25 protein-coding genes and 1 rRNA gene are annotated in these 21,113 nt (G+C 58.7%); 1 reads left to right on the top strand and 25 read right to left on the bottom strand.

Going from position 1 to position 21,113, the window contains the following annotated elements; genetic code table 11:
• Nucleotides 1-172: 172 nt before the first annotated feature.
• The 6 genes from infB to VA597_RS17480 form a co-directional block, all read right to left on the bottom strand.
• Nucleotides 173-2,755, bottom strand: a complete 2,583-nt coding sequence (gene infB, locus VA597_RS17455) for a translation initiation factor IF-2 (RefSeq protein WP_326974911.1) — start codon at nucleotides 2,753-2,755, stop codon at nucleotides 173-175.
• A 15-nt stretch (nucleotides 2,756-2,770) separates the two neighbouring features.
• A complete protein-coding gene (locus tag VA597_RS17460) occupies nucleotides 2,771-3,076 on the bottom strand; it encodes a L7Ae/L30e/S12e/Gadd45 family ribosomal protein (RefSeq protein WP_128744143.1) in 306 nt (101 codons plus the stop codon).
• Nucleotides 3,066-3,338, bottom strand: a complete 273-nt coding sequence (gene rnpM, locus VA597_RS17465; protein WP_128744144.1) for an RNase P modulator RnpM — start codon at nucleotides 3,336-3,338, stop codon at nucleotides 3,066-3,068. Before rnpM ends, VA597_RS17460 begins: the two co-directional genes overlap by 11 nt.
• A gap of 33 nt (nucleotides 3,339-3,371) precedes the next feature.
• Entirely contained in the window at nucleotides 3,372-4,442 is a 1,071-nt protein-coding gene (gene nusA, locus VA597_RS17470; RefSeq protein WP_128744145.1) for a transcription termination factor NusA, read from the bottom strand.
• Nucleotides 4,439-4,942, bottom strand: coding sequence for a ribosome maturation factor RimP (rimP, locus tag VA597_RS17475; RefSeq protein WP_128744146.1), 504 nt, complete (start codon nucleotides 4,940-4,942; stop codon nucleotides 4,439-4,441). The genes nusA and rimP overlap by 4 nt, the downstream gene beginning before the upstream one ends.
• A 126-nt stretch (nucleotides 4,943-5,068) precedes the next feature.
• Nucleotides 5,069-5,605 carry a stage V sporulation T C-terminal domain-containing protein gene (locus VA597_RS17480; protein ID WP_128744147.1) on the bottom strand — a complete coding sequence of 179 codons (537 nt, stop codon included), beginning with the start codon at nucleotides 5,603-5,605 and terminating at the stop codon, nucleotides 5,069-5,071.
• Nucleotides 5,606-5,820: 215 nt separating this feature from the next.
• Between VA597_RS17480 and VA597_RS17485 the strand changes: the two genes are divergently transcribed.
• Entirely contained in the window at nucleotides 5,821-6,267 is a 447-nt protein-coding gene (locus VA597_RS17485) for a hypothetical protein (protein ID WP_326974912.1), read from the top strand.
• Nucleotides 6,268-6,785: 518 nt separating this feature from the next.
• Here the strand turns inward: VA597_RS17485 and VA597_RS17490 are convergent.
• The 19 genes from VA597_RS17490 to VA597_RS17580 form a co-directional block, all read right to left on the bottom strand.
• The gene (locus VA597_RS17490; protein WP_326974913.1) at nucleotides 6,786-7,523 is read right to left on the bottom strand and encodes a hypothetical protein; all 738 of its coding nucleotides are present in this window, start codon (nucleotides 7,521-7,523) and stop codon (nucleotides 6,786-6,788) included.
• 1 nt (nucleotide 7,524) lies between these two features.
• Nucleotides 7,525-7,971, bottom strand: a complete 447-nt coding sequence (locus tag VA597_RS17495; protein WP_128744150.1) for an NUDIX hydrolase — start codon at nucleotides 7,969-7,971, stop codon at nucleotides 7,525-7,527.
• Nucleotides 7,972-8,559, bottom strand: a complete 588-nt coding sequence (locus VA597_RS17500; RefSeq protein WP_128744151.1) for an Rnf-Nqr domain containing protein — start codon at nucleotides 8,557-8,559, stop codon at nucleotides 7,972-7,974.
• Nucleotides 8,559-9,203, bottom strand: coding sequence for an Rnf-Nqr domain containing protein (locus VA597_RS17505; RefSeq protein ID WP_326974914.1), 645 nt, complete (start codon nucleotides 9,201-9,203; stop codon nucleotides 8,559-8,561). Before VA597_RS17505 ends, VA597_RS17500 begins: the two co-directional genes overlap by 1 nt.
• On the bottom strand, nucleotides 9,193-10,170 hold the full coding sequence (locus VA597_RS17510; RefSeq protein WP_326974915.1) for an RnfABCDGE type electron transport complex subunit D: 978 nt from the start codon (nucleotides 10,168-10,170) through the stop codon (nucleotides 9,193-9,195). Before VA597_RS17510 ends, VA597_RS17505 begins: the two co-directional genes overlap by 11 nt.
• Nucleotides 10,167-11,189, bottom strand: a complete 1,023-nt coding sequence (locus VA597_RS17515) for a 4Fe-4S binding protein (RefSeq protein WP_128744154.1) — start codon at nucleotides 11,187-11,189, stop codon at nucleotides 10,167-10,169. The genes VA597_RS17510 and VA597_RS17515 overlap by 4 nt, the downstream gene beginning before the upstream one ends.
• A 15-nt stretch (nucleotides 11,190-11,204) precedes the next feature.
• A complete protein-coding gene (rpe, locus tag VA597_RS17520) occupies nucleotides 11,205-11,855 on the bottom strand; it encodes a ribulose-phosphate 3-epimerase (protein WP_128744155.1) in 651 nt (216 codons plus the stop codon).
• Nucleotides 11,856-12,063: 208 nt separating this feature from the next.
• Entirely contained in the window at nucleotides 12,064-12,324 is a 261-nt protein-coding gene (locus tag VA597_RS17525; RefSeq protein WP_128744156.1) for a hypothetical protein, read from the bottom strand.
• A 123-nt stretch (nucleotides 12,325-12,447) separates the two neighbouring features.
• Nucleotides 12,448-13,908, bottom strand: a complete 1,461-nt coding sequence (locus VA597_RS17530) for a G5 domain-containing protein (RefSeq protein WP_326974916.1) — start codon at nucleotides 13,906-13,908, stop codon at nucleotides 12,448-12,450.
• A 377-nt stretch (nucleotides 13,909-14,285) separates the two neighbouring features.
• Nucleotides 14,286-14,561, bottom strand: coding sequence for a hypothetical protein (locus VA597_RS17535; RefSeq protein WP_128744158.1), 276 nt, complete (start codon nucleotides 14,559-14,561; stop codon nucleotides 14,286-14,288).
• A 222-nt stretch (nucleotides 14,562-14,783) separates the two neighbouring features.
• Nucleotides 14,784-15,185 (bottom strand): 30S ribosomal protein S9, encoded by a 402-nt coding sequence (rpsI, locus tag VA597_RS17540; protein ID WP_128744159.1) that lies wholly within the window; start codon nucleotides 15,183-15,185, stop codon nucleotides 14,784-14,786.
• A 15-nt stretch (nucleotides 15,186-15,200) separates the two neighbouring features.
• The gene (gene rplM, locus VA597_RS17545) at nucleotides 15,201-15,629 is read right to left on the bottom strand and encodes a 50S ribosomal protein L13 (RefSeq protein WP_128744382.1); all 429 of its coding nucleotides are present in this window, start codon (nucleotides 15,627-15,629) and stop codon (nucleotides 15,201-15,203) included.
• Nucleotides 15,630-16,153: 524 nt separating this feature from the next.
• Entirely contained in the window at nucleotides 16,154-16,558 is a 405-nt protein-coding gene (locus VA597_RS17550) for a DUF1284 domain-containing protein (RefSeq protein WP_128744160.1), read from the bottom strand.
• Entirely contained in the window at nucleotides 16,555-17,106 is a 552-nt protein-coding gene (locus tag VA597_RS17555; protein WP_326974917.1) for a biotin transporter BioY, read from the bottom strand. Before VA597_RS17555 ends, VA597_RS17550 begins: the two co-directional genes overlap by 4 nt.
• Nucleotides 17,107-17,465: 359 nt before the next feature.
• Nucleotides 17,466-17,581: ribosomal RNA gene (rrf, locus tag VA597_RS17560) — 5S ribosomal RNA — on the bottom strand.
• 153 nt (nucleotides 17,582-17,734) lie between these two features.
• A complete protein-coding gene (locus tag VA597_RS17565) occupies nucleotides 17,735-19,327 on the bottom strand; it encodes a putative ABC exporter domain-containing protein (protein ID WP_164919120.1) in 1,593 nt (530 codons plus the stop codon).
• Entirely contained in the window at nucleotides 19,299-20,033 is a 735-nt protein-coding gene (locus VA597_RS17570) for an ABC transporter ATP-binding protein (RefSeq protein WP_128744163.1), read from the bottom strand. Before VA597_RS17570 ends, VA597_RS17565 begins: the two co-directional genes overlap by 29 nt.
• A gap of 44 nt (nucleotides 20,034-20,077) precedes the next feature.
• Complete coding sequence (locus VA597_RS17575; protein ID WP_128744164.1) at nucleotides 20,078-20,533, bottom strand: hypothetical protein; 456 nt, start codon at nucleotides 20,531-20,533, stop codon at nucleotides 20,078-20,080.
• A gap of 227 nt (nucleotides 20,534-20,760) precedes the next feature.
• Complete coding sequence (locus VA597_RS17580) at nucleotides 20,761-21,060, bottom strand: hypothetical protein (protein ID WP_128744165.1); 300 nt, start codon at nucleotides 21,058-21,060, stop codon at nucleotides 20,761-20,763.
• Nucleotides 21,061-21,113 lie beyond the last annotated feature (53 nt).

Below are 21,113 nucleotides of genomic sequence, written 5' to 3' on the forward strand. Positions count from 1 at the left end.
GTCGGGTAGCCCCGCGCTTGTGGCGGACGCACACGTCTTTTCACAGCGTCCTTTCGCGCCTACGGCGTTCTCCACTTTCGCTTTCCGGAAGCATTTTCGTACTCTCCCGCCAAACAAAGCGGACGGGTTTTCACCGTTCCAAACGGCGGGGCGTGCGTGCAGGCTCAGCTTGCTACTCCTTGTATTCTTCCATTTCGAAGGCTTCGAGGATGTCGCCTTCCTTGATATCGTTGTATTTCTCCAGTCCGATGCCGCAGTCATAGCCTTCCGCGACTTCCTTCGCGTCGTCCTTGAACCGCTTGAGGGACGCGATTTTGTCCTCCGCGAGGACGATGCCGTCGCGCACGATGCGGATCTGCGCGGTGCGCGTGATCTTGCCGTTCGTGACGTGGCAGCCGCCGATGGTTCCGACGCTGCTGATGCGGTAGACCTGGCGGATCTCCGCCTTGCCGAGCTGGGCTTCGCGGAACTTCGGGGCAAGCATGCCCTTCAGGGCGTCGCCGATCTCGTTGATGCAGTCGTAAATGACGCGGTAAAGCCTCAGGTCGACGCCGTCGCGCTTCGCGTTCTCCTCCGCGACCGGGTCGGGGCGCACGTTGAAGCCCACGATGATCGCGTTGGAGGCCGAGGCCAGCATGACGTCAGATTCGTTGATCGCGCCGACGCCGCTGTGGATCACGTTGACGCGGACCTCTTCGTTCGTCAGCTTCTCAAGCGACTGGCAGACCGCCTCGACGGAACCCTGAACGTCCGCCTTGACGATCAGGTGCAGCTCCTTCATGTCTCCCTGCTGCATCTGGTCGAACAGGTTGTCGAGCGTGACCTTGGTCCGCGCGTTGAATTTTTCTTCCTTCTGCTCGTTCCGGCGCTGGTCGACCAGCTCGCGCGCAAGGCGCTCATCCGAAACGGCATTGAAGATGTCGCCGCCCGTCGGCACGTCGTCCAGGCCGGTGATCTCCACCGGAACGCTCGGCCCGGCGGACTCGATCGTCCTGCCGTTCTCATCGGCCATGGCGCGCACGCGGCCGACCGTGGTGCCGGCAACGACGATGTCGCCCTGGCGCAGGGTGCCGTTCTGAACCAGAACGGTCGCGACCGGCCCGCGGCCCTTGTCGAGCCGCGCCTCGACGACCGTGCCCTTTGCGGCGCGGTCCGGGTTCGCCTTGAGCTCCTTCATGTCCGCGACCAGCAGGATCATCTCAAGCAGCTCGTGAATTCCGGTCTTCTGCACCGCGGAAACCTGTACGCACGGGACGTCCCCGCCCCATTCCTCCGGCACCAGGCCGTATTTCGTCAGGCCTTCCATGACCATCTGGGGATTCGCGCCGGGTTTATCCATCTTGTTGATCGCGACGATGATGGAAACCTTTGCGGCCTTCGCGTGGTTGATCGCCTCCACCGTCTGCGGCATGATGCCGTCGTCGGCCGCGACGACCAGGACCGCGATATCCGTCACCTGCGCGCCGCGCGCGCGCATGGTGGTGAAGGCCTCATGGCCCGGGGTGTCCAGGAACGTGACGTCGCGCCCTCCGACCTTGACCTGGTAGGCGCCGATATGCTGCGTGATGCCGCCCGCTTCCGTCGAGGTGACGCTGGTGTGGCGGATCGCGTCGAGCAGGCTGGTCTTGCCGTGGTCGACGTGGCCCATCACGACCACGACCGGCGCGCGCTGCACCAGATTGTCGTCCTTGTCCTCGCTGTCGTCGATGATCCTCTCCTCGATGGTCACAACGACTTCCTTCTGCACCTTGGCGTGGAACTCCATCGCCGCGAGCGAAGCGGTGTCGAAGTCGATCACGTCGTTGACGGCGGCAAACACGCCCATGCCCATCAGCTTCTTGATGACCTCCGCCACGGTCGCCTTCAGGCGCGTGGCCAGCTCGCCGACCGTGATCTGCTCCGGGATCTGCACGGTGATCGGCTTGGTCTTGCGTTCCAGCGCGATGCGGCGCAGGCGCTCGGACTCCGTCTCCCTGCGGGCACCCCTGGGCCTGCCGCGGTACTGGCTGCTGCGCTGGGTCAGCTTCTGCTTTTTCACCGTGTTGTCGTTCGGCTTTACCTTCTCCGAGGCGAGGCGGTCGTATTTCTCGTTGTATTTGTCCAGCTCCACATGGGAAGCGTGGGTATCCACGATCCTGCCCGCGGGCCGCTGAATGGAATTGTTCCCATTCCCGCCGCCCTCCAGCCGGATGCTGTTCTGCGGGGCGCGCCGCTGCGGCTGCGCCTTATGATCCTTCTGCACGTTCCGGTTCCCGCCGGAAGCCTGCTGCTGCGCGGGGCGCTGATGGAAATTGCCGCGCTGCTGTTGCTGCTGCTGCGCGGGGCGCTGACCCTGCCGCTGGCGGTTGTCGGGAGGCTGCGGCCTGCCGCCGTTTTCGGGCCTTTTTCCGTCGCTTCTGCGGGGCGCTGAGGAGGAGGAAGCAGCAGGGACGGGGCGGTGAGCGGGCGCCGGGCGCGGCGCCGGGGAAGCCGGTTTCGCCGCGGTTGGCGCGGGCTGGGTGCGGACCGCCACGTCGGGGCGTTCCGGTTCCACCACAACCGGTTTGCGCTTGCTGGCCTCCGCGAAATACGCGTCCAGGCTGTTCGTGTTGTTTTTCTGGGTAAAAGATTCAAACACGACGTCCAGCTCGTCTTCCGTCAGGGCCGTCATATGTTTTTTTGTTTCGCCGGTGTATTTCTGCAAAGCATCGATCACGTCCTTATTCGGGACGTCCAGGTCCTTCGCGACCTCGTGAACCCTGTATTTAATCATCATAGTACGAATTCCTCCTCAATCTTCCGCGTTCAGCGCGAGCAGCTTCTTTGCAAATCCTATATCATTTACCGCAAGTACCCCCGTCCTTTTCCCAATGGCACAGCCGATTTCATCCATGTTCGCACGAAGAACCGCCGTTTCCGCCTTTCCCCTCGCCGCAGCCTCGCTGACCGCGCGGGCCGTGCGCGGGGAAAGATCCGACGCAAGCAGAACGAGCGGACATCCTCCGCCGAGCGCCGCCTCGCACGCGGCGTCGCTCCCCAGGCTGAGTTTTCCGGCCTTCCTCGCAATCCCCAGCAGGGAAAGCAGCCTACGATTCATTCCCGTTCAGTTCCTCCTCCAGGCGGTCATACACCTCATCCGGGATCCGGCAGGAAAAAGCTTTTTCCAGCCGTCTGGCCTTCCGCGCCGCCTTCAGGCAGTCCGCGCTTCTGCAGACATAGGCGCCGCGCCCGGGCTTTCGGCCGGTCAGGTCCAGCGAAATCTCGCCCTCGGGGGATTTCACTACCCTCACAAGCTCCTTTTTCGGCTTCATCTGCCCGCATCCCGCGCACATGCGCAGCGGCACTTTTCTTTTCTGCATCGCAACACGCCCCCTTCGGCAGTCGTTCCCCGATTATTCTTCCGCGGGTTCCTCCGCCGGCTCCTCATAGAATCCGCTCTCCGGCTTGATGTCGATTTTCCAACCCGTCAGCCTTGCGGCAAGGCGGGCGTTCTGGCCTTTGTTTCCGATCGCGAGCGAAAGCTGGTCGTCCGGGACCGCGACCCGGCACGCGTGGGAGCCGTCCTCCGCCGGAACAACGTCCACAACGCTGGCCGGGGAAAGCGCGGAGGCGACGAACTGCTTCGGGTCGTCGCTGTACTGGACGATATCTATTTTCTCGCCGCTGAGCTCCGCCACGATGCGGTTCACGCGCATCCCCTTCGCGCCGATGCAGGAGCCGACCGCGTCGACGTCCGGGTTGTGGCTCAGGACGGCGATTTTCGTGCGGGAGCCCGCCTCGCGCGAAACCGCCTTGATCTCGACCGTCCCGTCGTAGATTTCCGGCACCTCCGCCTCGAACAGGCGCTTGACCAGGTCCGGGTGGATCCGGCTGATGATCGCGCGCGGGCCCTTCTCCGTCTCCTTGACGTCCGCGACGTACACTTTGATGTGGTCGCCTTCCCTCAGCTTTTCGCCCGCCACCTGCTCCGACTTCGGCAGCACGGCCTCCGCCTTGCCGATCGAAAGCGTCGCGGCGCCGGAGCGGGGGTCGACCTGCTCGACCACGGCGCTGACCAGTTCCTGGTGCTTGCTTTCGAATTCCTGCAGCATGCGGTCGCGCTCGCCGTCGCGGATGCCCTGACGGATGATGTTCCTCGCCGTCTGCGCGGCGATACGCCCGAATTCCTTCGTGTCAAGCGGAACGGCGACCTTTTCTCCGGCCGCGGCCGCGGGATCGATTTCCCTTGCTTTTTCCAGCGTGATTTCCTTCCCTTTGTCCGTTATGTCCTCAACGACGGTCTTGCGCAGGTAAACCTCGAAATTTCCTTTCGCCTGGTCCACGTTCACCACGCAGTCCTCGTTGCCGTAGCTGTTTTTGCAGGCCGTGACGATCGCCTTTTTGATCCGGTCCACCATAAAATCAACCGAAATGCCCCGCTCTTTTTCCAGCAGGTTCAGGGCGTCAAAGATTTCGCTGTTCATTTTTCCTCATACTCCTCCAATTCATCCTCTTCCAGCAGCCGCACCCAGGCAGTGTCCCGAAGGGACAGGCGGGCCGTTTCCCCGGACTCGGCCCGAAGCGTCAGCTCTCCGCCGCCGTATCCGGCAAGTTCCCCCGTAAAATCCCTGGTTCCGTCCGGCAGCGGCCGGATCAGCCTGGCCGCCACGCGGGAGCCCAGAAAGGCCGTAAAATGTTCGCTTCGCCGCAGTTCCCGGTTCAGTCCGGGGGAAGAAACCTCCAGGCAGTAGGGTTCGCGGATCGGGTCAAGCTCGTCGAGCGGCCCGTTGACCGCGCGGCTCAAAGCCTCGCAGTCGTCGATGCCGACCCCGCCGGGCTTGTCGATAAAAATCCTCAGGTACCAGGCGCCGCCTTCCTTTTCATACCGGACGTCCCAGACCGAGAGGCCGAGCCGCTGCGCGAACGGCAGCGCAAGACGCCAGACCGCGCCGGCAACGCCGCCCTCTTTCCCTTTTCCCGCCAAAACGCTTCACCCCGCTATACAAACAAAAGAGCGGGTCGCCCCACTCTTTCATCCCATCATTCATATACTTTTGCTATTTTAACACATAAAAAGTAAAATTGCAAGGGAATTCCGAGAAAGATTCCGCTATTCCTCCATTTGCTTTCCGAGAAAGGCCGCCGCGACCTGCACCAGCTTCATTTTGGTTTCGTCCGGGGCCGCCTGCGTGTCGTCCTCCAGCAGGATCACGGCGCCCGTCACGTCGCTGGAAGCCAGGATCGGGCAGACGACGCTCGCCATGCGGTCGATCCCCTCGATAGGCTGCAGCTTTTCGCCGCTGGTGTTGATGAAGGTCCGCCGCGACTGCATGCATTCCTCCAGCTCCGGCGTGACGCGGCGCTCCAGGTATTCCTTGCGGGATACTCCGGCCGCGGCAACGACGTGGTCCCGGTCGCAAATCAACATAGGCAGGCCCGCCGTGCGGTTTAAAACCTCCGCATACTGGAAAGCAAACGTGGAGAGCTCCCCGACGGGTGAATATTTTTTAAAAATGACTCCCCCCTGCGAATCCGTGTAAATCTCGAGAGCGTCTCCCTCGCGGATTCGCAGAGTTCTGCGGATCTCCTTCGGTATTACAACACGACCCAAGTCGTCAATCCTTCTTACGATTCCTGTGGCTTTCAAAATTGATTTCCCTCCTATGTGGTGATTTACAACCATATTATCCGCAGGAAAGGGCTGACTATGCAGGATTTAACAAGGTTGTTTCTGGAAATTGATAGCAGCATTTCAGCGGGGCGCGGGGCTTGTAAACCGGCCGAAAGCGGTTTATAATAATTTATATTTTAAAAATATTTTAAAAGAAAAGCCGTATGGCATTCCATGATGGAGGGTTCACCGTGAAAAAAACTGCCGGATTCCTTACCGCCGCGCTTGCCGCGTGTCTTCTGGTCCTTTCCGCGTGCTCCGCACGCACCCCGATTTCAAGCGATGATTTTCAAAAAAAAGCCGAGGCTCTGGGGTACAAGGTGTCGCAGGACTCTTCCTCCTCCGGTTCGGACGCAAAAACGCTGACCGCCGCCAAAAGCGATTCTGACACGCAGATTACTTTTACCACGTTTTCAGACGCTTCCGCGGCGCAGGAACAGTACGCTTCGCTGAAAGAAAGCCTGAAGGCGACGGGCGGGACAAGCACGGTCGATTCGGACTCCTACAACAAATACACCGCGCAGAACGGCGAGATCTATTATACCCTGGTCCGGATGGGCGATACCCTTCTTAACTGCAAGGGCACGGTCGGCAAAAAGGACGAAATCGACAATTTCGTCAAAGAGATCAAATATTGAGGTTTTCCCGCAAGAGGAAAAGGCGCGCCGGGCGGCGCGCCTTTTTTGATACCCCTTTTCACAACAAAAAACATCCGGGCCCGGCGGGCGGAAGGAGGACAGTGGTGCAGGCTGTGCTCCCGCCCCGCCGGGCTCCGGCTGCCGCAAGGCGCAAAAAAACGCCGTACACGGAAATCAATCCATATACAACGCCAACAAAACACACGCAAATCCAACCGATACCCCCTGTACAAACGGACGGACAGGCGGTATAATAGGAACCGCAATGCGCTGATGATTCAGTTGTGTATGGAGGGTGGTTCTCCGTATGCAGGAGGCCGGTGCGCCAACACCTGTCTCCGCATTGCACTTTTTGTGCCTCACAAGTTCATGATACCACTTTCCCGTTTGAAGTCAAGGGAAAACCGGCAAATTCCGGCAAAATATGGAAAATGGAACTTTCAGCCGCCGCGCTTCGGCGCCGGCAGTATAAAAAGAGGAGGAACCCCACCGGGCTCCTCCTCTTTTTGCGGCTTTTTTCAGTTTTTGACTTCCGTCACGGTTCCGGTTTCCGTGTCCAGGCTGAAATAATAGGCCGGGTAGGAGCTGCTGTCCCCCACGCTGCGCATCTGCTGCGTCCGGTACAGGATCGCCCCGTCCTTGTACGACGCGGTCACGGCCGTGCTCCCGCACACGCCATGAAACGCATCCATGCTGCAGACTTTTGTTTTACCGGTTCCGTCCAGCCTGATTTTATCGATTTCAACCAGAGGGCTGATGTAATAGACCCAGTCCCCCGCGATGCACGGGCACAGGACGATGTCGTCGACGATGACTTTGTCCCCTGTCCCGTCTTTTTTCCTGACGTGCAGCTTGTATTCGTCCTTGTTGCTGTCGTAGGCTTCCCAGACGCCGTCCGTGCTGATTTCGTACCCGGTGTCGTAGTTCTTCGATTCCACGCTCGGAGCCGTCGAAGCGGCGACCGAGGCCGCGCTCTGCGAAACGGCGCCTTGAGAGGAATCTGGCGCGCCGCTCTGAACCGCTGTCTCCCGACTGACCGCGGAACCTGCGCTTTGGCTTGAGCCTTCCCGGCTGGAAGAACTTCCGTTTCCCGCCCGCGCGGTTTTCCCCCCGCACCCAGACAGGAGAAGGAAAGCGGCCAGCGCCACGGCAATCACTCCGTTTCTGATCTTCGTATGAAAACCCCCATCTTTGAATTTATTACCATTATAGCACTTTACGCCGCAATTGGGCAAAATTTCCGCCGGGAGCTCCATTTTATTTTTCTTCTATCAGTTTTTGCGCCCGCCGGAACAGCTCCGGCTGGATCTCCGGATAAGTCAGGCTGTCCGGATCGGGAAAATCGTCCCTCAAAGCAATTTCCGCCATCTCAAACTTCGGAAGCGGGCCGAACTCCCCGATCTCCGCAAAATAAAGCATCCCGAACAGTTCTTTCCCGCCGTTGACCGCGCCCGTTACGGAATACACGCAGACCCGGGTGAGCGCGTACCGGAGGGCCCCGGTCTCCTCGAACAGCTCCCTCCGGGCGGCGTGCCCGATCTCCTCCCCCGGCTCCCGGTGCCCGCCCGGCACTTCCCAGGTCTTCCGGTCCCGGTGCCGGCAAAGCACCCATTTGCCGCGGCAGCGGGCGACGATCACCGCGTATTTCAGCAGGGACGGATCGACATTTTCATAAAACCGGACCAGGGTATCGCTTTTCTCCATTTAAAACACCCTTCCCCCGGCAAACCCGGCGAACGCCATCGACAGGATGCCGACATATAAAATCGAAGCGGGCAGGCCGCTGAACGCCTCCGGCATGTCCGGGTTGCGGCACTTCGCCTCCGCGTGGGTCAGGACCGCCGACGCCAGATAAAACGCGGCCCCGGTCCCGACCGCGTACCCGGCGGCCTGGACCGGGTCAAGCGAAAAGCCGCGCTGCGCGTAGGGCATGGCCAGCACAATGGTGTTCATCGCGGACGGGGCCAGAAGCGGCCCGATCTTTTTCATGGCGCGGGCGGGAAGGACGGCGCGCATCAGAAGGGAGGTCAGAAGATACGCGGCCGCGGCCGCCGCGGCGAAACAGGAGGACCGCAGGATCGCTTTCGTTCCGTACGCCGGCAGGAACGAATTCAGCCAGACTCCCGCAAAGGCGGAAAGCAGGGTAAACCAGGTGATGAGCAGTGAGTAGATCCCGATGGAGGCCGGGCGCTGCGCGGCGCGCAGCGCCCGGCTGAACCCGGAGCCGCCCACAAAAAGAAGATTTTCCGCGCCGACCGCCAGAAGGGCGGCCAGAACCAGCTTCAAAAACATCACGGCATCCTCCTTTTCATCCGCTCCGCGCTCCTGCGGGACCTCAGGCGGTTGATCCACTGGATCAGCGCCGCCAGGAAGCCGAGCAGCAGAAATCCGGCAAACGGCAGGTCCGCCGCGCGGCCGACCGCAAAACCCGTTCCGCCGGGAAGGCCGGCTCCTCCCATCCAGGCTCCGCGCAGCACAGCGATCAGAAACGCCGTCACCGCAAATCCGGCGGAGCAGCCCAGCGAATCCGCCGCGACCGCCAGCGCCACGTGCTCCGGCGCATATTCCTCCGCGCGGGAAAAGACGACGGAATTGCAGATCATCAGCCCGGCCGCCATCCCGAGATTCGAGACGGAGCCGGACAGCAGCAGGTCCGTCAGGAACCCCGCCGGAACATAGAGCGCGGCGGAGACCAGCAGGACCAGGCCGGGCCGGAACCAGCGCGGGACCAGCATCCCCGTCAGGCAGAGCAGGAGCGACGACGGAAGGGACAGCGCCAGAAACAAAACGGAAAGCGCCGCCGCGTTCTTCACGTTCCATGCGGCTGCGGCGATCGGATACATGCCGAGCGCCCCGATCAGGACGGGATTGCGGAACAGCAGCCCGTTAAAAAAGATCGGGCCAGCGCCGTGCGGCAAAAGCCTTTTATCCTTCATGTGGTTTCCCCTCCCAGCCGCGCAGGCGGAACACGGCGGAATCCATCAGCGGCGCGACCGCATCGGCCATCAGCAGCGCGAAGCACGCCCCCTGCTCATAGACGCCGAACCAGCGGAACGCCATGGTCACCGCTCCCGCAAAGGCGCCGTAAAGGCACCGCCCGGGAAACGTGCGCGGCGACGTGACCGGATCGGTCACCATGAACACGGAACAGAAAAAAAGAGAGCCAGAAAGAAGCTCGTATTTGACGGAAGTCAGCGGGCTGCACAGGATGCGCGGAAACAGCGCCGCGGCCAGAGCGGCCGCGCCGAGAAAGCAGACGGCGGCCTCCGGTTTCGCCGCCCTGGTGAGAAAAAGCAGGATCCCGCAGGCTCCGATGATCAGGACCCCCGTCGCGCCGAGCGGCCCGGGGAAATTCCCCCACAGCATGTTGAACGGGAGAATGTCCGGCTTGAACCCCTGTTTCAGCACCGCCGCCGGTGACAAAGCCGTGCCGAACGAGCCGGCCCCGAACGGCGGGAACAAGGCGGGAGCGGACGGGTCGAAATAGGAAAAGACCGTCTGCGGCCAGCAGAGGGCGGCAAACGCCACGCCGGCGGCGGCGGGATTGAACGGGTTGCGCCCAAAGCCGCCGAACGGCTCCCTGACCACAAGGACGGCGAAGGCGGACGCGGCGCAGGGAAGCCAGAGCGGCGCGTTCAGCGGCAGGAGCATCGGGATCATCAGCCCCGTCACCAGGACGGAAATCTCCGTTACGGAGATGCTTTTCCCGCGGATCAGGCAGAACAAAATATGGCAGAAGACAGCGGTCAGCATGGAAGCTCCCGCGGCAACCAGGGGGCGTGGCCCATAACGGATGACGGGAATGATCAGCAGGGCCAAAAGGGCGAGCAGCACGCTGCGCATCATGGAAAAGACCGTGAATTCGCCTTTTATATAGGGAGAGCCGGCATTTTTCAGCATCATGGATCTCCCCTGCCTTCCTTGATTTTGATCGCGCGCCCCACTGCGGCCGCCAGATCGATTTCCGACGGGCAGACGACGCTGCACGCCCCGCACCGGATGCAGCGTTCCACGTTAAACAGCCGGAACGGGTCCGGCGAGCCGGATTCCAGCTGCTGCAGGATCATCCACGGGATGATGCCGCGCGGGCAGGCGCGTTCGCACCGTCCGCAGCCGACACAGGGCAGCGCCGCGCGCCGGGGCAGGCGTTTCATCGCGAGGATGCAGCGGGTCGCCGTCGTCACCGGTTCGGAGAGATCGGTGACGCTTCTTCCGTTGACCGAGGAGCCGACCACCACCGCCGCCGTTTCGGGAAGCGGATTCCCGGCCGCCAGCACGTCCCGCAGCGGCGTGCCGATGCGGACCCGGCAGTTCACCCAGCGGGCGGCGCCGTCCCCGGCCACGGTCACCACCGTCTCGCTCTGCGCCAGCCCGCGGGAAGCGGCGGCCGCTAGCGCCAGGCAGGCCTGCGCGCCGACCAGGCAGGCCGCTTTCCCTTTCCCGGAAAACTTCCTGCGCAGAAGCGCCGCCGCCGGGTAGCGGTCCCCCGCGGTCAGGAACTCCACGGCCGTACAGGCTTTCTGCGCGCGGCGGATCTCTTCGCGGGACGCGGCCGCGATTTTTTTGGAAACCGCTCCGCACGCCAGCGCCGCCAGATTCAGTCCGGCCAAAACCTGAGCCGGATTTTCACGGAACACCGCCTGACCGGCGGAGGTCATCGGGTCTTCGTCGAAGCAAGCGGCGACCAGCACCGGCGCGTCCGCCGCCGCAAAGCGCGCCAGCTTCTTCCCCAGCGGCTCCCCGTCGAGCTCGTCCACGATTCCGGCCATCTCAGCCGCCCCGATGATTTTCGCCGCGCCCGCCTTTTTCCGCAGCGGAGCGAACATCTTCGGCGCCGGCAGCTTTTTAGGGGCGGGGATCGTGATGATTTGTTCTTTGAGCGAAGGTTCCTTCGCCAGATCCAGTTTGACTCCGCGCGGCATTGCACCGTACCTCCGTTATTTCAGGGCCGCCTCGGCCGCCGCTTTCAGATTGCGGATCGCCGCCGCGGAATCCGGCGCTTTAAAGACGCCGGTCCCCGCAACGCAGACGTCCACGCCCGCCCGTGCCGCCAGGGCGATTGTTTCCGCGTTGACGCCTCCGTCGATCTGGACCGTAAGATCCGGCTTTTTCTCTTTGAGCCGCCGGACTTTTTCCATCATATCCGGCATGAACTTCTGCCCGCCGAAGCCTGGCTCCACCGTCATGACCAGCACCATGTACAGCCGGTCGAGGTAGGGAAAGACCTCCTCCGCCGGCGTTCCCGGCTTGACCGCCATGGCGGGTTTCGCGCCGGCCTCCCGGATAACCTCGATGGTTTTGCCGGGGTCTGAAAAAGACTCCGCGTGAAATGAAACGATATCCGCTCCGCACTCTAAAAAGGCCGGCGCATAGCGCAGCGGCTCGTCGATCATCAGATGCACGTCGAACGGCTTGTCCGTGTACTGCCGCATCGCGGCGATCACCGGCGGGCCAAAGGTCAGGTTCGGCACAAAGTGCCCGTCCATCACGTCAAGGTGAATCCAGTCGGCCCCGGAAATATCCATCCGTATGATTTCATCGCTCAGCTTGGAAAAATCCGACGCCAGCATGGAAGGTGCAATCAGCATTCCATATCCCCCCGTTTGCTTTTATTGTACCCTACTTCTCCGCTTTTTTCAACTGAATCCGCCGCGCTTGTCACAGGTGTCTGCCGGAGCCAGGCTCCGGCAGACAATCTATGATCAAGCGGTTTCAATATATTGGCCCCGCACTCTTATTGTATGCTGCGACTCCGGATTTGGCAGTAAAAAAGGGGCCTCCTTTGTGTGATTCCTCTTATTTTTCTCCGCGGGTCTTTTTGATCTCCCTCGCGAATTCCACACAGGCCAGAACCAGCACGGCCGCGGTCACCGCGCGCAGCGCCCAGCCCCAGGCCCCGGTGAACAGGTTCAGCCCGGTATAGGCCCCCGCCGCCCACCATGCCCCGAGGATCAGAAAAAATCCGCCGATGGGGTAAAACACCCGATTCTCGCTTCCCATGCGGAAAATCAAAAGGATGCCGACCAGCACCCACAGCGCCGCGTAAAAATATCCCATGATACAGTCCCCCGCTCCCGTGTTTTTCTATCACTATAACCCGGACCGGCCCCGGTGTCAACACTGTTCCGGCGCAAAAAGGGCGGGGGCCCCGCGGCTCCCGCCCTTTCGTTTCCATAACAATCACAGAACATAAACGTTCATGGTCCTGGTCCCGATTTTCATGCACTGGGAATAGGAATCATAGTACAGATCGGCGATGATGACGCCGCGCATCGCGGCGCCGCCCGTGTCCGCGGCAACCGCGTAGCCGTAAACCAGTTTTCCGTCCGGAGAACAGATATACAGCCTTGTGCCGTAAGGGATCACCTTCGGATTCACGGCCACACGCCCAAACGCGGCCTTCGCGCCGGTGGATGTCCAACCGCCGCCGGTATAGCAGGAGCACCGGCCGGTCAGCACTTTTTTATACCGCACCGTCTTGCCGTTCTGGTCGGTCAGCGTGCCGTCGGAGCCGACCGAAGCCACTGCGCTGCGCTTCTTTGTTCCGTACAGCGTGACCTGATCGACCGGCTTCGTCACAACGGAAGAGCTGACGTCCTGCGTCTCGGCCACCTTGCCGTCGACCAGCTTCTGGCGCACGACGACTTTTTCCGTTCCGTTTTGCCCCGCCGTCTTGACCTCCGTCTTTCCCGCGGCGAGGGAGGAGTCCTTTTGGGTGACGGTCTTGTAGGGGATCGCGCGCGTCTCGGTCACTTCTTTGTAAGCGACGCGCGCAATGCTGATCTCCATCCCCGGGTTGACCGTTTTGTCTGGAGCGATACTCAGCGTGTCGTCGGAGCCGAGCTGCACGCCGGCCTGCCGGACCGCGTCCGAAACGCTGCCTTCCTTTACCGTGGCGGCGACCTTGCACCCGTCCGCGGCCACCGTAATCTGGATCATCCGCGTCACCTGGATTTTCGTCCCGGCCTCCACCGTTTCGCTTTCCGCCGGCGTCACCAGATCGTCGGCATCCAGGCTGACACCGGCCTGACCGAGCACGCTGCCCACTGTGTCGCCGTAGTGCGCGGTCACCGTTTTGCTTGTTCCGTCCGCCTCGACGGTCACTTTCCGCGCGGTTTTCACCGAGATGATAACGTCGCCGGCGTGATCCGGGTCGTCGCTGCGGGAAATCAGATCATTCGGTCCCGTCTTGACTCCCGCTTTCAGAAGAATCTGGTCCGTTTCCGGCGAGGTCATTTCAACCTGGCCGACCGTCCCGTCGCATGTAACGGTCGCCACATGCGTGGCCGCCATGACCGTTCCCACCGAACCGACCGTAACCAGAATCATCAGCGCAAGCGCCGCTCCCTGTTTGAGCAGCGCAGACCGCATTGCCGAACCTTCGTCCTCTATCCGGCTGCGGATCAATAAAAGCGCGATTTCTTTTCTTCTGCGCACAGATGAGGTCAGTTGTTGAACCAGACCCGCTTTCCGCGCCGTATTCCAGCTTTTCCAAAGTCCCATGAAAAAACGGCAGAACCGCGTTTTCGTCTTTGCCACAGAGGTTCCGGCACGCCGGAGCAGCCCGAAATGGCACGCGGATCTCATCGCTTTTGCAAGCCTGCGGAAAAAATGGAGAACAGGCTCGAAGTTCTTACGCATAAATTCACCCTTTTCCGTCAGCCAGCGGGGGTTTTTTGCGTTGCTTTCCCCACTTGCCGGCCGTCAGTGCTGAGCAATTACATCAATGCGTGATATTATATTCACCGATTGCCCATATGTCAAATCGTACGCGTTCCTGAATTTGTGCATTATCAACAATCCGCGTTCTCTTTTAATTCCAATTTCGACCCGAAAAGCAGTGGTGTCCCGTCCCGTAAGGGGATGATTTCTGTGCAACATGCAAGAAAATGATTGGTTACAAAGCTGTTACAACTATTACAGCGCTGTTTTTTGTGCTTAGAAAGCATCAAATCCTTCCCTTTCCGTTCACATCCCGTACATAAATCTCCGGAAAGGCGCGCGGCGTCTGAGTTTTTTCAAGGTCTGAAAAAATCCGGCAATTTGTTGATTTTTGTCATGTTTCCGCTGTTTGTTCCATTCATTTTTTGCAGCTGTGCCCCGTTCGGATCCCGGCATCCGCCATCTGAAATTGATCCTGAAACCCAGGTTCCGAGAAGCTGCATTACTTCCTTCTTATATGAAATTGAATTTAGGACTTCTTCTTGGGGACCTGCAAGGCGTCTCCCGCCGGAATCACTTGAATTGTTCAGGGCGATTGGCCGGGGCAGGGAAATCGGCATGGCGATATCCATCAACCGATCTTCTCAAAGCTCGGTCTTGCTTTTTGCAAAGGCCCCGGCGGCCGTACCTGCATATCCGTGAATTGGTTTTAAAGACGGGCTGTCGGTTCCTTACCATAAACCGCATGTAAACTTTTCCTTCCTTATATAAAGCCGTTTTACGGCAGATTTGCGGCAAAAATGGAAAAAAGCCCTTGCAAACGCAGCGTTTGCAAGGGCTTTTGAATGCTGAAATTATCTCTTGGAGAACTGGGGAGCGCGGCGGGCCGCTTTGAGTCCATACTTTTTGCGTTCCTTCATTCTGGGGTCACGGGTCAGCAAACCCGCCTTTTTCAAAATAGGGCGCAGATTTTCGGAGTCATACTGCAGCAGGGCCCTCGCCACGCCGTGGCGGACTGCGCCGGCCTGCCCGGTCACGCCGCCGCCCGCCACACGGCAGACCACGTCGAACTTCTCATCGGTCTTGGTCAGGACAAGAGGCTGGCGGACAATCAGCTTGAGCGTCTCCAGGCCGAAATAATCGTCGATATCGCGATCGTTGATCGTGATTTTACCTGTCCCCTGATAAACCCTGACACGCGCGACGCTGCTTTTTCTTCTTCCGGTTCCGTAAAAATAAGGTGCTTTTTCGTACATTGTGTGATCCTCCCCTTACAGTTCCCAGGCCTGCGGCTTCTGGGCGGCGTGGCGATGCTGGGCACCGTCGAAAAGGCGGAGCCTTGCCATAGCGGCGCGTCCCAGAGCGTTGTCCGGAATCATACCCTTGACGGCAAGTTCCATTGCCTTGCAGGGCTTTTCTTCCATCAGGGTCGAATACCCTACCTTCTTCATGTGCCCGACATACAAAGAAGGCTGATAATAGATCTTCTTCTCCAGTTTTTTGCCGGTCAGGACCGCCTCGCGGCAATTGACGATGATGACATGGTCTCCGCAGTCGACATGCGGCGCGAAAATCGTTTTATGCTTGCCGCGAAGCAGAACAGCTGCCTGTGCGGCGACGCGCCCAAGCGGCTTTCCGGCTGCGTCGATGACATACCATTTGCGCTCGATGCTGCCGGTTTTCGGCATATAGGTGGACATGGTTGTTACCTCCTGAAATTTGTTCGGCATCCTTTTGCTCCCGCTGAACCGCGGGGTCCTCTGAAACCGCGCGAAACCAACGCGGAAAATTGCATCTTCGATCTTACCACAAGCCCGGTCCCGTGTCAAGATAAAAAGTCCGAAATTTTAATTTATTCAGCCAAAACTCCTAGTATCTCTTTATTCTGCCCTATCTCTTGCGTTTTCTACGATTTCATTTCACGTTAAAAAGGTGATTTTCAGGCGGCCGATTGTAAACCTTCTCTTTAATATTAGTTTACAATCGGCCGCCTTTGCGCTCTTGAGTGTCAGGCTGTGAGGAGAACGCGTCCGTTCAAATTATATACCGATTGTTAATTTCAAAATGTTTTAAACACTTTCAACACAGTTATCAACATCTTGTTCTTGACAAGATACGATCAACGATATTTTGTGACGGCCTGTGCAAGATATCCTTTTCGCTTGAAATGAGAAAACACCGCCGGAACTGACGGCGGTGTTTTCCGTTTGGTGAAACGACCAAATCAGAGAAGGAACTTCTCCTGCTGTTCGCGGCAGAGGGAATCCCAGCGGCAGTCGGAGCAAACCGCGGCGCGGGCCGGGCGGGAGATGACAATCGGGTTTGTTATTTGCTCCAGTTCCCGCCATGGGAGAACCTGCCCGACGCCCAGCCCGCAGGCCGCAAGGCATTTCCGGTCGTAGCGGGCAGATTTTTCCGAAGTCGCGCAGACGCCACTCCGGTTGTTTGGACAGCGCGCACAGATCCGATCCGTCCCGCTGGTCAAAATGACCCGCTGGTCCGGGTTTTTCCGCAGATACCTTTGAATTCCGGCCATTCCCGCCACAAAATCATCGCCATACCCTCTGCCGATAAAAAAACGCAGGCAGAGGGCGTGATGCGGCCGCAGAGGGAGAAAAAATCTGTTCATGCCGCGCCGGCGCTGTGGCTCAGGCGTCCGTAAACAGCGCTGAGCCGGACGGAAACCACAACTGCGACCGCGATCTTCAGAGCATCCCCGACGAGGAATGGAAACACGCAGAGCGTCAGGGATTCCCAGAGGGCCCGTTTCGTGACGATCATAAACCAGGCGGTGCCAAGAAAATAGCAGACCGCCATTCCCACCGCCATGGATACCGCAAGCGAAAACGGCCTGCGCCCTGTCAGGCCCGTCATCAAGCCGATCAACCACGCGGCTGCGGCGTAGCCCACAATATAGCCGCCCGTCGGACCGGCGATGATTCCGATCCCGCCGCTGAATCCGGCAAAAACAGGCAGCCCCGCGGCGCCCAAAAGAATGTAAATCATCTGGCTGACCAGTCCGCCGCGCGCGCCGAGAATCCCGCCCGCCAGAAACACGGAAAACGTCGCAAGATTGATCGGCACCGGGCCGATCGGAATGGAAAACTGCGAAAGAACGGCGGTCAGCGCGGCGAACATCGCACAGGCCAGCAGTTCGAATGTCTTTTTTCCCTTCATACCAGATCTCTCCTTTTCTATAAGTATAAGAACTCTTCTTCCTATTGTCAACCATAAATTATTATTCGGTTTACAATAGGGCCGTTTTCCCGGGAAGTCTTCCGTTTTTCGGCAGACCCCTCTTCCGCAATAAACGGATATCCCTCATGCCGCAAGCGTCAAAATAAAAAGCAGGATCCCTCTTTTCGAGGCGTCCCGCATCATATTTAATGTTCGCCCCCGGCCCGCGCGCCGCCGAGGGAGAAATACCGTGATCTTATCGCAACACGGCTAGGCCGCATTTTTCTGTCTTTTGCTGCGTTTATGGGACATAGAAAACAATAAAAAAAACAGCCACCCTATTGGATGACTGCTTTCTGTGTCGGCGCCACCTATTGTCCCGGGCCGTTACCAGCCAAGTATCTTCGGCGCAGATGAGCTTAACTTCCGTGTTCGGAATGGGAACGGGTGTACCCTCATCGCAATCGGTACCAACTTGTTTCGTGTTTTAGCGACTTGATTATAATACCACGGTTTCCGACAGAATGCAAGTATATTCTTTACTTTTTTCAAGTTTTTTTAATTTTGCTTCAAAAAAGAAGAATAAAAGAAGCTTGCCCCGTTTCCCCATTCCTTATTCATTTTCGCATTAATTTTCGCAGGAGGACAGAATGTTACGGCAGAAATAAAAGATCAAAAACGACACCAGGGTATTCCACAGAACAAGCGGCAAGGCGGCCAGCAGCGGAGCCGCGCCTTCAAACGAGGCCTTCATTGAAACCGCCGCTATCAGCGTCCCGGCGGCTCCCGGCAGAAGGATAAGGATCAGCAGAAGCATGTAAAGCATCATGACCGGGCCCCTGTTCGGCGCACTTCCCAGCACGCGCCGTCCCAACACGCTCCCCGCAGTAAACAGGAACCCAAACGAGGCATACGCGAGGATGCAGGCCAGCCCCGTGAAAGGGTTGGCGCGAAGGGCCGCACAGAGAACGGCAAAAACGGCCAGCCCGTCCGCCGCGGGACGGATCACCGTCGACAGACCGGCCCAGAACAGCTTCCGGAACGGATCCTCCGGCACCATGTAAAGGTACGGTTTCCCCAGCTCGCCGGACCAGTCCCCGGCGGCGCTTTGGAAAAATAGGACGTAAACGCTGAACCCGCATCCGGCGAGGAGCATCGCGTCCGCCGTCGCGGGGGCTGCATTTGATCTTCCGATCAGCGCCATCACACCGGCCGTCGCCAGGTTAATCAGCAAAAGGATCAGCGCGGATCCGCTGACCGGTGCAAACCGGCCGCCGCGGCGGTCTTCCCGCAGATGTTTGTAAAAAAACACGCTGGCGCCCCATCCCGCGCCAATCCCGGTCTTCCCGATTCTCTCCTTTGCACGGGTTTTCACAGGACGTTTCCCCTTTGCGGACTGACGCAGCTCAAAGCTTTTTTCCGCATTGCTGAGAACGTCTTCATAGTAATCCGCATCGATCTTGAGAAGCAGCAAAATCGTCAGTGCAAGGAATCCGGCGGTCAGGGCAAGATAAAGCCCTGCTCTTCCGCCGTTTCCGGCAATCAGCGCGAACACGGCGCCTCGGACCCACCCTACGACGGGGAAGGCGTCCAGAAGCGGGGACGCGGCCGTTTGATAAAGCACCGTCAGGGTTGGATTCTCCCTTGTCTGATACAGCACAAAAAGTGCGATCAGGAGAGGAACCGCCAGAATTCCGGCTTTGACGGATGCGCGCTGAGCGGGTCCGCGGTTCGCGATGCAGTACAGGCACAGTGCCAGTACCTGGACAACAACCAGAAACAGCGCCGTACCCACGATCAGCACAACAACATCCGCGGCGGTAATTTTGAAAGCGTTCATCAGCATTCCGCTGTAGAACAGCAAAAAGGCAAAGCCGGCAAAAGTCTTGCCGGTCTGGCGGATCAATCCGTAGGCCAGGATCGTCTTCGGCGAAACCGGCGAAACAAACAGCAGGTTGACGTCCGGCAGCCGGAACAGCGAAGAGCCGGATTCCAGCGCGGACAGCGCGGTGATCGTTCCCAGCACCAACAGCCAGACCAAAAAACCGCTCTGCAGAATAGCAGGATCCATCCGCCCCTTTTCCTGCACCGGCGTGCTCAGAAGCATCCAGACGATCAGGGCGACGGAGGCCAGAACCGCGATCAGCCGCGCGGGCTTCCGAATCAGCCGTATCGCCTCGTTCTTGATCTGTTTACGCGCTATGTACAGAATCGTCCCCAAGGTTCTCTTCCCTCCCTTCCGTGATCGAGAAGAAAAGCTGCTCCAGGCTCTCGCCGTTTCCCTCCATTTCAGGGCGCGTGCGTTCCGCCGCGATTTTTCCGCTCATCATGATCAGCGCCCGGTCCCAAACCTGCCGGACCGTATCCAGCATATGGGTGCTGATCAGGACGGAGCAGCCGCGGGCGCGCAGTTCGCCGATGACGTCGCGCAATTCCTTGATGGCGTGCGGATCAAGGCCGACCAGCGGTTCATCCAACAGGATAACTCTCGGCTCCGGCAGCAGTGCGCAGCAGATGCTCAACTTCTGCTGCATCCCTTTTGAAAGCTCGCCGCCCAGTTTGCTTCTCTTGTCATCCAGTTCCAATCGTTCCAGAAGAGCATCGGCTTTCCGTTCCCAGTCCCCCACGCGGTAGGCGCGCGCGATGAATTCCAGATGTTCCAGCACCGTCAGCGACTCCATCGGCGCCGGGATCTCCGGGATATAGCCAAAGCACCGCTTTGCCTCCACGCTTTTGTTCGGGTGCCCGCACACCAGCACGGTTCCCTCAAACCGCAATAACCCCGCAATGCTTTTAATTGCGGTGGATTTCCCCGCGCCATTCGGGCCGGCCAGAACGGCAACCTCTCCGTCTTCTACCCGGAAGGTCACATCGTCGTTTGCCAGCAGTTTGCGGTAGCGTTTCGTCAGGTGTTGTATCTCTAACATACTTTTCTCCTAAATCATTCTTTTTTCGTTATCCGTTTCATCGCTTAGAAAAACAATCTGTGTCCCATCGATATGGAAAAACTGAAAAACATCATGACCAGGATCGTCAGCAGAATTCCTGCGGCGATCACCGCGATGCCGCCGATCATTTCTTTTTTCGCCCTGGACGCGAGCGCTTGCTCGTAAGGATTCGCCTGTGCTGCGGCCGGGTTTTTCTCCCCGCATTTCGGGCAGCAGAAATCGGAAACATCGTGCGGATACCCGCAGTTGGCACAGCGGACCATGCGGCGGCCAGAGCCGCGGACACACAGATAGACGATCCCCGGAATCAGGCCGAGAAATCCAATGGCAAGGCCCCAGATCAAAGCGTCCGGGTTCCCCTGCGCCTGTGCGTCGTGATAGGCGGCGAGCGCGAACAGAACATGCTCCGTCAAATACAGAAGAGCCAGAAGCAGCATCAGTGAAAGCGCGATAAAACCAAACCCGGCGGAAACAGCCATGAGAAAACCTCCAACCATATTATACTAATACAATAATACAGCAACCTCGATATCATGTCAAATCCGAAATCATTAGAATACCTTCATCATACATGATTTCAAATTTATTTTCAAACGTAATTTTATACATGGAAAAAATGACGGAAAAAAGCAGCAATCAATCAAAAAGCGGAAACGCGCCAACGCTTCCGCTGAAATTCGTATCCCTTTAAGAAAAATTTCTTTAATCAGCAGCCTGCTGAGACAGTAAGCTTTCCACAGCCGTTCCGCACCGACTCCACCCATTCCTTGTTCTCCTCCGGGCCATCTTCTTCCGGATGGGATAAGATCAAAGCGGCAGCGTATAAATTCTTTCTGTAATTTAATACAATGCAATTCCCTGCATTTCGTATTTTAAATCTGAACTGACAAAAATCAAACGCCTGGTCATTACGAAAGATCAAAGGTCCGGCAATATCAAAAAAGCCATCGGAAAACCCGATGGCAGAAATAAAGAAAAAGACCCGCTGTGAGAGCGGGTCTTCCATTTCCGAACACCGAATATGAACTCAAAGAACTCATACCCTGAAAACTGAATAAA

This window comes from Caproicibacter sp. BJN0012, from assembly GCF_035986805.1.
In the GTDB taxonomy this organism is placed as follows: domain Bacteria; phylum Bacillota; class Clostridia; order Oscillospirales; family Acutalibacteraceae; genus Caproicibacter.